Genomic DNA, 10882 nt, shown 5'->3' with positions numbered 1-10882 from the left:
GCAAGCGGCTCGTGGCCTTCGACGAAGAACGGTTCGTAGCCATAGCCGGCGAAAAGGTCTCGCAATTCCTGATCGTCCATGCGGCCGAGGATCGTCGGATTGGCGATCTTGTAGCCGTTGAGATGCAGGATCGGCAGGACGGCGCCGTCCGACGCTGGGTTCAGGAACTTGTTGGAATGCCATGCCGCCGCCAGCGGACCGGTCTCGGCTTCGCCGTCACCAACGACGCAGGCAACCACCAGACCCGGATTGTCGAAGGCCGCACCGAAGGCATGAACCAATGCATATCCCAATTCGCCGCCCTCATGGATGGAGCCTGGCGTCTCGGGCGCGGCATGGCTTGGCACGCCACCGGGAAAGGAAAACTGCCGGAACAGTTTCCTGAGGCCGTCTTCGCCCTGCCCGATATCGGGATAGATCTCGCTATAGGTGCCCTCGAGCCATGTGTTGGCGACCATTGCGGGACCGCCATGGCCCGGGCCGCAGATAAACAGAACATCGAAGTCGCGTTCGCGGATAACGCGGTTCAGATGCAGGTAGAGAAAATTCAGGCCCGGCGTCGTGCCCCAATGGCCAAGCAACCGAGGCTTGACGTGCTCGGCCTTCAACGGTTCGCGCAACAGCGGATTGTCGAGCAGATAGATCTGGCCGACCGAGATGTAATTCGCGGCGCGCCAGTAACGGTCCATGAGGTCGATCCGTTCGTGGCCGATAGCCTGCGGCGTCGCGGCAGCCTTGTCGTTCATCGACATCTCCAGCTTTCGGTTCGCTGGTGATAACTGGGGCATCTTTGCGCTTGAGCAACCCCCGACTGCCGCCGTCCGGGACAGTGTCGCGACCCGAGCGGCCAAGAGACCGGTCGCTATCCCGGTGGAGCGAGCGGCTCTGTCCGCAAATAGGCGGGAACCTTGAAGTCCTCCAGCGGTTAGAAACTGGAATCGCGAAGGCCAGGTTCAAGGCAGCTACCGCGAAGGACAACCTCGAAGCGTTGCACCAAAGGGAGCTAAAAAATGCTCGATCTTCCTCGTGCCCGTGATCGAATGGTCAATATCCACGTCGGCCGGCGTGGCATCCATGACCGTGAAATTCTGCAGGCGATGCGCGAAGTTCCACGCGAGGCCTTCGTAGAACCCGGTTTCGAGGAATTTGCTTATGAAGACACGCCGCTGCCGATCGCCGACGGCCAGACCATATCGCAACCCTACATCGTCGCATTCATGATCGAAATGGCGGACGTCAAACCGGGTGACCACGTGCTCGAAATCGGCACCGGCTCGGGTTACGCCGCCGCGGTGATGAGCCGGATCGTCGAACAGGTCTACACCATAGAGCGTCATCCCGGTTTGGCAGAAACGGCGAAACGGCGGTTTGAAAAACTCGGCTATCGAAACATCGAGGTCCGGACAGGCGATGGCACCAAGGGCTGGCCGCAGGCGGCGCCGTTCGATGCCATCGTGGTGACAGCCAGCGGTCCCGGCGCACCGCTCGCCCTTCAGGAGCAACTCGATGTCGGCGGCAGGCTCGTCATTCCGGTCGGCGACGACCCCGATTTGCAACGCCTGCTCAAAGTCACCCGGACAGGTGCCGCAACCTACAGCGAGGAGGATTTCGGCGGCGTGCGCTTCGTCCCTCTCATCGGCGAGCAGGGTTGGTCGGAAAACGGCACCGTCACCAAGGTCGGTCGTCCACTTCGACATCCGCATCCGATCAGCCTGCCCGATATGATCGCGGCCGCGGCTGAACCGCTGCCCGATTTCGACGATCCGGCCTTCGGCGCATTGTTCGACCGGTTCGCCGACCGGCGCGTCGTTCTGCTTGGCGAGGCAAGCCATGGCACGTCCGAGTTCTACAGGGCGCGCGCGGCGATCACCCGCAGGCTCGTCGAACGGCACGGCTTCACCATCGTCGCGGTCGAGGCGGACTGGCCCGATGCGGCGGCGATCGACCGCTACGTTCGCCATCGTCGGCCGCGAACAGGCGCCGGTGCGCCATTCCAGCGGTTTCCGACGTGGATGTGGCGCAACACCGATGTCGCGGCCTTCTCCGACTGGATGCGCCGTCGCAACGAGAAGCTAGAACCTTCGGAGCAAGCAGGGTTCTACGGCCTGGACATCTACAATATGAGCGGGTCCATAGGCGCGGTCCTCGACTATCTCGACCGGGTCGATCCCCAGGCAGCCAAGATTGCACGCGAACGGTATGGTTGCCTGACGCCCTGGCAACACGAACCGTCTACCTACGGCCGTGCGGTGCTCACCGCCGGCTATAAAAAATGCGAGAAAGCCGTGCTGGAACAATGCCGGGACTTGCTCGCCAGACAACTCGATTATGCAAAACAGGACGGAACCGACTTTCTCGACGCCAGTCAGAATGCTCGGCTGATCGCGTCCGCCGAACACTACTACCGGATCATGTACTATGGCGGTGCGGAGTCCTGGAACCTGCGCGACACCCACATGTTCGAGACCTTGGAACATTTGTTGGACGCCGGCGGCCCCAACTCCAAGGCGGTGGTGTGGGCGCACAATTCCCATATCGGCGATGCCCGCTTTACCGAGATGGGTGTCGTCAGGGACGAACTGAACATCGGTCAGCTCTGCCGGCAGCGTTTCGGCGATGAGGCAGCGCTAATCGGTATGGGCACGCATTCCGGCACTGTAGCGGCCGCAAGCGACTGGGATGGCGAAATGGAGGTGAAGCAGGTTCGCGCGTCGCACGCCGACAGCTACGAACGGCTTTGCCACGATTCTCTTGTGTCGCGGTTCCTGCTCGACCTCGGGCGCGACAAGACGCTGCGTGAGCGGCTGCTGGAACGTAGGCTGGAGCGATTCATCGGGGTAATCTACCGGCCGGAAACCGAGCTGGGCAGCCACTATGCGGACGCTTCCCTGCCCCAGCAGTTCGACGCGTTCCTATGGTTCGACAAAACCGCGGCAGTGACGCCGCTTGGCCCGGAGCATGCAAGAACCGGCGTTCCCGACACCTATCCATTCGGGCTCTAACCGGCGCGCGCGGCGAGCCGATGAAGCAGAGCCCTGGAACCGGAACGGCCCATCTGGCTTGCATTTTTAAACTGAAATCCCGTCGAAGGAGTTTTCTCATGACCGGAACCAAACATCCGAAATGGAAAAAACCGAGCGATGCCGACTTGGCGAACAATCCTGGTATCGGGACTTCCAAGGGAACGATCAAGGAAGGCGAAGAGTTCGAGCTTGAAGGCGAGAACACGGTCGAAGGCGATGTCGAGAACGACACGACCGCTGCTGGCGGGATCGATCCAAGACAAAAGATGCGGACCAACAAATAGCATGCCGTTGGCATCGCTGCGATCAACTTCCCCGGAAGGAGTGAACCATGCCACTTGCCCTCAGCAGCGCCGCCTTTGCCGAAGGCGGACCAATTCCCGAAAGATATACACGAGACGGCAAAAACGTATCGCCGCCGCTGAAATGGTCTGGAGTACCGGACGACGCCAAAAGCCTCGTTCTCGTCGTTCAGGATCCTGATGCGCCGAGCGGAACGTTTGGTCATTGGGCGGTATTCAACATCTCCGCGGAGACAAGGGAACTTCCCGAGGCGGAAAGCGGCAAGCCAGGTCCCGGTGCCCTTAGGCAAGCAACAAATGATTTTGGCAACGCCTATTACGACGGCCCTGAACCCCCGGTCGGACATGGCGTCCACCATTACCATTTCCGGCTGGCCGCGCTCGACACGCCGAGCCTTGCCATTCCGGCCAGCGCAGGCGTCGAGCGCATCTGGCGGGAGGCGCAGAAACACTCGCTCGAGCAGGCAGAACTCATCGGAACCTACGAACGCAATCCGTAAGTTGATGACCGAGGTGGCATTACCCTGCTGCTGCGCGGAACGGTTCTCCTCCTTGCCGGTTGTCTGGGAAAGGAGATGCCGCCATGTTTGGAGATATCATGTGGTTGGTCGTCGTTGCCGGCGGCCCATTGTTGCTGATCGTGCTGTTGGCCTATGCCGTTATCGCACGCCGCCGGCGTGGGCCCGCCGAACGAAGGGAAAGCGACCGGGCGACCGACCGGCTATACCAGGACAAGCGTTGATCCGCATCGCAAGATATCCAATCGGCAAGACATCCAATCGGCAAGACATCCAATCGGCAAGACAGGGGATCGTAAGCCGCAGCGGGCGACGACGATCCCCAACTGGGTCAGCGCATTATCCTTTGCCGCAACCACGCAAAGAACCTGCCGCTGACGGCTGAGCGGACTCGCGTCGCAGCCCAGCGCGCTTTCATGGTTGAGCCGACGTGGCAATCGCAGACGATGTCGTGCAACTGCCAGTCGTTCAGCTCGAAAAAGCGCTTTGCCTCGCCGTAGGTATCGTCTTTCAAACCCGATGCGCGCAGCACTGGATCTTCGAAAGCAACCGAAATTGCGGTTCCCTCGCCCCGCATCATTGCACGTGCTTCGGGGTGCAGATGTTCGGTGCCTGCAAACGCGCCAAGGCATCGCTCGGGATTACGCTCCAGCAGTTCAGCCCAGCGCTCTATGCGCTGATTTCGTGTCATTGCGGAATATGCAGCCGACGATTCAATCTTGGCGACGGCATGCAGTTGGTCGAGTGTTTGATGTTTCATGGCCAGCTCCTGTTGAGGCAGCGAAGCGCCCACGCCTTCAAGGGAATTACCGCGCCGTAATGCTTCGACAAGAGCGCCAGGCTGGAGAATTCGACACAACCGGATTGGGCCGGCGGGATCATAAACACACGTTCTGCGTTCATTGGCGGGGGCTGCTTGTGACAAACCGCTGATCCGCGACGGGATGCATCCATGTTCATCCAGCCAATCGACTATTTCCTTGCCGTCTGGTTCGCTCTTGCCGCCGCCTCGACGCTCTATGTCGGCTTCGATCAATACCGCAACAATCCCGAACCGGTGGTGATGAAATGGGGTTTCATCCTGGTGACCCTCTATATGGGTCCATTGGGGCTGCTGCTTTATGTGCTTGCAGACAAGGAGCCACGACCGGGCGAGCATGAAGACTTCACCAGGCCGCTATGGAAGCAGGGCGTCGGTTCGACCATCCACTGCGTTGCCGGCGATGCAACCGGCATCATTCTCGCGGCGGTCATCACGGCAACGCTTGGCCTGCCTATGTGGCTCGACCTCATCGTCGAATATCTGGCGGGTTTCGCCTTCGGCCTGTTCATCTTCCAGTCGCTGTTCATGAAATCGATGATGGGCGGCACCTACTGGGAGAATGTGCGCAAGAGCTTCCTGCCCGAGTTCATCTCGATGAATTTCATGATGGCCGGCATGGCGCCCGTCATGAGCTTCCTGATGATGGGGCGCGACATGCGCGCGATGGAGCCGACCGAGCTCTTGTTCTGGGGCGTGATGTCGATCGGCGTCATTGCCGGCTTCACACTTGCTTATCCCGCCAATGTCTGGCTGGTCGCCCGCGGACTGAAGCACGGGTTGATGACGCAGCGCCCGGAGGCGGCCGAAATGAGCAGTCGAGAGCCGACCGCCCAGCAACAGCACGCTACGCATCATGCCCGCGCCGGCGATGATCGACGACAAGGCCACGCCAACACATCCCACAAATCCAAACGCAACGGCCATCAGATGGAGACGGACGCCACGACGCCGCAGATAGCAGCCCTCGGCATGGTCTCGGTGCTGGCGCTGGCGATTGGCATGGCCGCACCGGCGAACTGGCTGAACCTGACGCTTTCGGCACGTGACGTCGGCGGGGCGATCATGCCGCAAGGCATGATCATGGGCCGCGACACGCCGGCGGAAGCCATGCGTGACATGGCTGCAACCAATCCGCATCGCGTCACGGCATCCTATGGCCTTGCCGCCAAAGGCGACCAGGAACTGCCATTCCGCCTGGAGAACGGCGTCAAGGTGTTCGACCTCAGGCCCTCAGTGGTCCGCTGGCAGATCCTGCCCAATGTCGCGGTCGACGCCTATGCCTACAACGGCCAGATCCCCGGTCCGCGCATCCACATTCGCCAGGGCGATAAGGTTCGCATCGACGTCACCAATGACCTGCCTGAGGAGACCACGGTGCATTGGCACGGCATGATCCTGCCGAACCAGATGGATGGGCCCGCCGAGATCACCCAGCCGCCGATCGAGCCTGGGCAATCCTATTCCTACGAATTCACCGCGACCCAGCACGGGACCTATTTCTATCATCCGCATGCCAAGCCGGACCGTACCCAGGCGCTGGGGCTCTATGGGGCGCTGATCATCGACCCTGCCAATCCCGCCGACGAGGTTCAGGCTGACCACGACTATGTGATCGAACTTCAGGAATGGCTGGTGCGCGATGGACTGACCTATCCTTCGATGCCGATGGAAGGCGGTATGCCGAACTTCTTCACCATCAACGGCAAGGCCTATCCCGCAACCGACGCCATCCCCATGAAGGTGGGCGAGACGCTGAAGGTGCGTTTCATCGGCACCAATAATGGCTTCGTCCATCCCATGCATATCCATGGCGGACCCTTCGAGGTCGTCGCTCGTGACGGTGAGACGCTTCCTCCCTCGGCGCGCTTTCTGGCCGATACGATCAATGTCGGGCCAGGACAGCGCTATGACGTCGTCTGGAAGGCACGGCGTCCCGGCAAGTGGCTCATCCATTGCCACATCCCGCATCACACGACGAACAACAATGTCGAGGAAAAGGGCGGCGGCGGGCTGATGGTCGTGATCGACGTCGGTTAAATCTGCCACCCCCCTGTGGATTTACCTGTGTCATCGGGGGGCGCGTTGTTGCGCGCTACTTCTTGATAATGGTTCCGTTGCGCAAGTCGAATGCTTCGGTACCGCGAGCCTGGCGATAGAAATCATCCTGCAATTCACCCCATTCGCCGAGAAAGGCGCCGCAATTGCTGCAATGAATTGGCGTCGACTCGTTGGCGTCGTCGGGAATGTCCATTTGGATGGTCCCACAAGCCTTGCAATCGAGTTTGTCGTCCAGCCGTCGTCCCATTTCCCAATGATTGCGCATTTTCGACCATGAGCCAATTGTCGATTTCGTACCAAATCGCATCGACCATGGCTCATCGGTCAATCGCGAGAGTCAAAAAGGACGGCCAGACCCAGTTCCCGTGCCAGCTCGATGATCGTCTCCATCAATTCATCATCTGTATCCTGCAAATAAGGCGCGTCCCTGCGAGCGGCCTCTATCGCCGCTTTGACCGAAACGATGTCGCCGTATCGCGCACTTCGAAGCTCTTCTGCCAGAAACGCCTTGGCGGTACCGACAGGTCTTATTGCCCATCTGGCGATGCTCATGCGGCTCCCTCCCATGGTCACCTCAGCTTCATTTTGATCCTGTCCAAGGTGCAGATCAATCGATGGTACGATTCCGTACGGAGCTACCCAACCGGTTGGAGACAGCCGTGTGACGAACGCCTTGGCCAGGGTTTTCGGCGTCTCTCTGGGGTGAGTTGGGGCGAAATCGCCCGGTGGGACCGGCCTTGCGGAACCATCGCTCAGCATGGGGGTTTCTTCAAAATCTCCCTCGAAGAATGCAAGGAGCGACCATGCGCATGTTGACGATAGCTGTCGCGCTTTCCGGGGCGGTCACCATTCAGCCCGTCTACGCCCAAACTATCGGACCGCAGCTTCCCCAGGTGACGCCACCGCAGGGCGAAGCGCAGCCGGAGCTGGCGCCGCCCGATCCAGGCTCTGCCGGTTTGAATTTCACCGGCGTCGCCATTGTCGCCGTCGAGGATTTGCCGGACGAAATCAAGGCGCAGGCCGATGCCGTGATTAACCAGACCAGCGCCGAAGATTTGCTTCGCCTGCAAAGCTCCGTCGATGCCTCACCTCAGGCGACGTCGGCTTTGAGAGCGAATGGGCTCAATTCCTCGCAGGTTGTCGCTGCAAACATAGATGGCGATGGCACGCTGACGCTGATCATTCAGACGACGACTTGAGGCATCGAACCATACGCATCACTGAATCGACGAAATGCAGTCGCGGAGAGCAGCAATGGTCGAAGCCGCCGTTCGCAACTTCACCATCAATTTCGGGCCACAGCATCCCTCCGCCCATGGTGTTCTTCGGTTGGTGCTCGAACTGGACGGCGAGATCGTCGAGCGTGCCGATCCGCATATTGGCTTGCTCCATCGAGGCACCGAAAAACTCATAGAGCACAAGAACTATTTGCAAGCGCTGCCCTATTTCGATCGGCTCGACTATGTCGCGCCGATGAACCAGGAGCATGCGTTCTGCCTCGCCGCCGAAAAACTGCTCGACATAACAGTTCCAAAGCGTGGGCAGCTTGTCCGTGTTCTTTTTTGCGAAATTGGCCGGCTTCTGTCGCATCTCCTCAATGTCACGACCCAGGCCATGGATATCGGCGCCCTGACGCCGCCGCTTTGGGGATTTGCGGAGCGCGAGAAGCTGATGGTCTTTTACGAGCGCGCCTCCGGCGCTCGCATGCATGCGAATTACTTCAGAATCGGCGGCGTGCACCAGGATTTGCCTGCGAAGCTTCTCGACGACATCTGGGCTTTCTGCGATCCGTTCCTCAAAGTCTGTGACAACCTCGACGATCTGCTCACCGGCAGCCGCATCTTCAAGCAGCGCAATGTCGATGTTGGTGTGATCGGGCTGGATGATGCCTGGCGCTGGGGATTTTCCGGCGTGATGGTACGCGGATCGGGCGCGGCATGGGATTTGCGCAAGGCACAGCCATACGAATGTTACCCTGACATGGATTTCGACATCCCCGTCGGCAAGAACGGAGACTGCTATGACCGTTATCTCGTCCGTATGGAGGAGATGCGCCAGTCGGTGCGGATCATGAAGCAATGCCTGGAAAAACTGCGGTCATCCGAAGGCCAGGGGCCGGTCGCGATTCCGAACCAGAAGATCACGCCGCCGCGGCGCGCCACGATGAAACGCTCTATGGAAGCGACCATCCAGCATTTCAAACTTTATACCGAGGGGCATCGCGTGCCGGCGGGAGAAGTCTACGCCGCGGTTGAAGCGCCAAAGGGAGAATTCGGCGTTTATCTGGTTTCTGACGGGGGCAACGTCCCTTACCGGTGCAAAATACGTGCGCCATCTTTCGCCCATCTGCAGGCGATGGATTTCCTGTCTCGAGGGCACATGATCGCCGACGTTGCCGCGATCATCGGGTCGCTCGACATCGTGTTTGGCGAGATAGATCGTTAGTCCTCGGCAGGTTGCGCGCTTGCCCCGCGATGCAGAAATTCCCTCTCATGCGTGGACGGGAGGCTCTTCATTCTCGTCGGGGTTGGGCAGCGGAGTCTCGTCCGGAAGCGTTTCCGGTTCGGGTTCCTCGATCGGCTCCGGCTTCCATGTTGGAGGCGGCACGGGCATATCGCGATTTGGGTCTGGCTGTCTTGGCTGTGGCATCTAACTATCTCCGTTCAGTCGGAACAACTCGTCCGCCGTGGCATGGTTCCTGGCAGAATACAGCCATCGAGATCGTTGCGCCCTCAAGGCAGGCGCACGTTGGTCCGCCCACGGATGCCGGCGCAAAAGTTGCAGATCGTTCGGAACCGGTCGGATTTTCGAGCCGTTGTCGTCGAAATCGACCAAGGAGAAGCGTGATGAAGGACAAGTCAGGAGATATCGACCATACATTGCCGCAGGTCGCCATCGACGATCAGCAGGTGCGACAGCTGGCCGCCACGACCGATTTGCCGTCAAGGCAGGCACGCGAACTGGTGCGCCGTCACGGCAACGATCCGCGGAAGCTGGAAGAGTTGGCGAGGTCGATCAACGCCACCAACTGAGTCCAGGCCAATGGGCATCGACGGCGCAAGCCGTTGGCATCAGATTTCCAGCAAGGCGTAGGGGCGGCCGCCAGGTTTGGCCACATGCATGGCGACGTTGTAGACCTTGGCTCCGCCAGGCGTTTGGCCTTCGTAAGAACCGCGATGTGCATGACCGTGCACGACAGCACTGACCTGGAATCGATCGATCGTTTCGGCCAGACGTGAAGAGCCCAGAAACGGAAATATTTCCAGCGGTTCTCCCGCGACGGTGTCGGCAATCGGCGCGTAGTGAAGGATCACCAGCGTGCGCTTGGCCCGCACCTGGCGCATCGCATTTTCAAGTCGCATTGCCTCGTTCACGCTTTCCGCGACCATCGTCTTGATCGCCGGTTCCCCGAATGAGCCGAGCATGCGTGACCCGAAGCCGCCTATGAATCCCTTCACGCCGACAAAACCGACCTCCTCGATTTCGACTGTCTGCCCGTCGAGGAGGTGAACATGCGCCTGCCGCAGGATCTTCGTGACGTCTTCCACCGCACCGGACTCGTAGTCATGATTGCCGAGGACTGCCACAACCGGGATCGAGCAGTTGCGCAGATCCTCGGCCAGCATCTCCGCTTCACGAGGCTTGCCGAGATTGGTCAGATCTCCCGTGAGAACGAGAATGTCCGCTTCGCTCGATATCTCGCCGAAGAGGTCTCGATACGAGTTTTGTGCATCTTCCCGCACATGGAGATCCCCGACCGCGGCAACTTTGAGCGCGCGTGCGCCGTCCTTGGGCGCGCTGCTCTTGACGGGATCAGCCATCACGGAATTCTCCCACACCACCGACGCCGGCGAAGCCCCATTCCTTGACGTCGATCTCGTAGTCGGTTTGCGAAAGCAGCCGCCCACGGCAGATCTTCATCCTTGGAGACGGCAATTGCCGTTGCTTGGCGAGGCGGTCGAGCAATTCATCGAGCAACCAGGCCGGGATATGATCCCGCTCGCTCGGATAGATCCATCTGAAATTGATAAGCTGCATCAACAGAACCTCCCAATGAACCTCCAGATAAGAAAGCAGCCGGTGCCAATCGATCTGATCGCCCGCCTTGAGAATCGTATGAGCGATATCGGCGCCGTCGTGTCGCCCTCTGTCCTGGAT

The 10882-nt window shown here is 59.9% G+C and carries 12 protein-coding genes and 2 pseudogenes; 8 read left to right on the top strand and 6 right to left on the bottom strand.

Features of this window, described 5'->3' with window-relative positions:
- Positions 1–746 (bottom strand): annotated as a pseudogene (locus ENZ74_RS09500) (phosphoketolase); the annotation flags it as partial.
- Between the two features lie 264 nt (positions 747–1010).
- Here ENZ74_RS09500 and ENZ74_RS09495 point away from each other — a divergent pair.
- The 4 genes from ENZ74_RS09495 (at position 1011) to ENZ74_RS09480 (ending at position 4067) form a co-directional block, all read left to right on the top strand.
- Entirely contained in the window at positions 1011–3002 is a 1992-nt protein-coding gene (locus tag ENZ74_RS09495; RefSeq protein WP_063168033.1) for a protein-L-isoaspartate(D-aspartate) O-methyltransferase, read from the top strand.
- 98 nt (positions 3003–3100) lie between these two features.
- The gene (locus ENZ74_RS09490; RefSeq protein ID WP_013531530.1) at positions 3101–3307 is read left to right on the top strand and encodes a hypothetical protein; all 207 of its coding nucleotides are present in this window, start codon (positions 3101–3103) and stop codon (positions 3305–3307) included.
- Between the two features lie 47 nt (positions 3308–3354).
- A complete protein-coding gene (locus ENZ74_RS09485) occupies positions 3355–3825 on the top strand; it encodes a YbhB/YbcL family Raf kinase inhibitor-like protein (protein ID WP_013531529.1) in 471 nt (156 codons plus the stop codon).
- A gap of 83 nt (positions 3826–3908) precedes the next feature.
- A complete protein-coding gene (locus ENZ74_RS09480) occupies positions 3909–4067 on the top strand; it encodes a hypothetical protein (RefSeq protein ID WP_013531528.1) in 159 nt (52 codons plus the stop codon).
- 107 nt (positions 4068–4174) lie between these two features.
- Here the strand turns inward: ENZ74_RS09480 and ENZ74_RS09475 are convergent, their stop codons facing one another.
- Positions 4175–4603, bottom strand: coding sequence for a hypothetical protein (locus tag ENZ74_RS09475; RefSeq protein WP_013531527.1), 429 nt, complete (start codon positions 4601–4603; stop codon positions 4175–4177).
- Positions 4604–4795: 192 nt separating this feature from the next.
- Between ENZ74_RS09475 and ENZ74_RS09470 the strand changes: the two genes are divergently transcribed.
- Positions 4796–6703 carry a DUF4396 domain-containing protein gene (locus ENZ74_RS09470; RefSeq protein ID WP_063168034.1) on the top strand — a complete coding sequence of 636 codons (1908 nt, stop codon included), beginning with the start codon at positions 4796–4798 and terminating at the stop codon, positions 6701–6703.
- A 55-nt stretch (positions 6704–6758) separates the two neighbouring features.
- Here the strand turns inward: ENZ74_RS09470 and ENZ74_RS34685 are convergent, their stop codons facing one another.
- Complete coding sequence (locus ENZ74_RS34685) at positions 6759–7052, bottom strand: hypothetical protein (protein WP_164745831.1); 294 nt, start codon at positions 7050–7052, stop codon at positions 6759–6761.
- Complete coding sequence (locus tag ENZ74_RS09460) at positions 7049–7276, bottom strand: hypothetical protein (protein ID WP_013531524.1); 228 nt, start codon at positions 7274–7276, stop codon at positions 7049–7051. Before ENZ74_RS09460 ends, ENZ74_RS34685 begins: the two co-directional genes overlap by 4 nt.
- 251 nt (positions 7277–7527) lie before the next feature.
- Between ENZ74_RS09460 and ENZ74_RS09455 the strand changes: the two genes are divergently transcribed.
- From ENZ74_RS09455 to ENZ74_RS09440, 3 genes are all read left to right on the top strand, one after another.
- Entirely contained in the window at positions 7528–7923 is a 396-nt protein-coding gene (locus ENZ74_RS09455) for a hypothetical protein (RefSeq protein WP_013531523.1), read from the top strand.
- A 55-nt stretch (positions 7924–7978) separates the two neighbouring features.
- On the top strand, positions 7979–9169 hold the full coding sequence (locus tag ENZ74_RS09450) for an NADH-quinone oxidoreductase subunit D (RefSeq protein WP_063168035.1): 1191 nt from the start codon (positions 7979–7981) through the stop codon (positions 9167–9169).
- 401 nt (positions 9170–9570) lie between these two features.
- Positions 9571–9756, top strand: coding sequence for a hypothetical protein (locus ENZ74_RS09440; RefSeq protein ID WP_013531520.1), 186 nt, complete (start codon positions 9571–9573; stop codon positions 9754–9756).
- A 39-nt stretch (positions 9757–9795) separates the two neighbouring features.
- Here the strand turns inward: ENZ74_RS09440 and ENZ74_RS09435 are convergent, their stop codons facing one another.
- Complete coding sequence (locus ENZ74_RS09435; protein WP_013531519.1) at positions 9796–10545, bottom strand: metallophosphoesterase; 750 nt, start codon at positions 10543–10545, stop codon at positions 9796–9798.
- Positions 10538–10882: pseudogene (locus tag ENZ74_RS09430) on the bottom strand (hypothetical protein); the annotation flags it as partial. The gene ENZ74_RS09435 and the pseudogene ENZ74_RS09430, both read right to left, overlap by 8 nt.

It is taken from the genome of Mesorhizobium sp. M7A.F.Ca.CA.002.15.2.1 (assembly GCF_003998715.1).
GTDB classification, from domain to species: domain Bacteria; phylum Pseudomonadota; class Alphaproteobacteria; order Rhizobiales; family Rhizobiaceae; genus Mesorhizobium; species Mesorhizobium ciceri.
This window is presented reverse-complemented; position numbering and strand designations above follow the sequence as displayed.

Coding starts and splice junctions, on each gene's coding strand:
- ENZ74_RS09455 (WP_013531523.1), top strand. CDS start 7,528: ATGCGCATGTTGACGATAGCTGTCGCGCTTTCCGGGGCGGTCACCATT.
- ENZ74_RS09450 (WP_063168035.1), top strand. CDS start 7,979: ATGGTCGAAGCCGCCGTTCGCAACTTCACCATCAATTTCGGGCCACAG.
- ENZ74_RS09440 (WP_013531520.1), top strand. CDS start 9,571: ATGAAGGACAAGTCAGGAGATATCGACCATACATTGCCGCAGGTCGCC.
- ENZ74_RS09485 (WP_013531529.1), top strand. CDS start 3,355: ATGCCACTTGCCCTCAGCAGCGCCGCCTTTGCCGAAGGCGGACCAATT.
- ENZ74_RS09460 (WP_013531524.1), bottom strand. CDS start 7,276: ATGAGCATCGCCAGATGGGCAATAAGACCTGTCGGTACCGCCAAGGCG.
- ENZ74_RS09480 (WP_013531528.1), top strand. CDS start 3,909: ATGTTTGGAGATATCATGTGGTTGGTCGTCGTTGCCGGCGGCCCATTG.
- ENZ74_RS09475 (WP_013531527.1), bottom strand. CDS start 4,603: ATGAAACATCAAACACTCGACCAACTGCATGCCGTCGCCAAGATTGAA.
- ENZ74_RS09470 (WP_063168034.1), top strand. CDS start 4,796: ATGTTCATCCAGCCAATCGACTATTTCCTTGCCGTCTGGTTCGCTCTT.
- ENZ74_RS09435 (WP_013531519.1), bottom strand. CDS start 10,545: ATGGCTGATCCCGTCAAGAGCAGCGCGCCCAAGGACGGCGCACGCGCG.
- ENZ74_RS09495 (WP_063168033.1), top strand. CDS start 1,011: ATGCTCGATCTTCCTCGTGCCCGTGATCGAATGGTCAATATCCACGTC.
- ENZ74_RS09490 (WP_013531530.1), top strand. CDS start 3,101: ATGACCGGAACCAAACATCCGAAATGGAAAAAACCGAGCGATGCCGAC.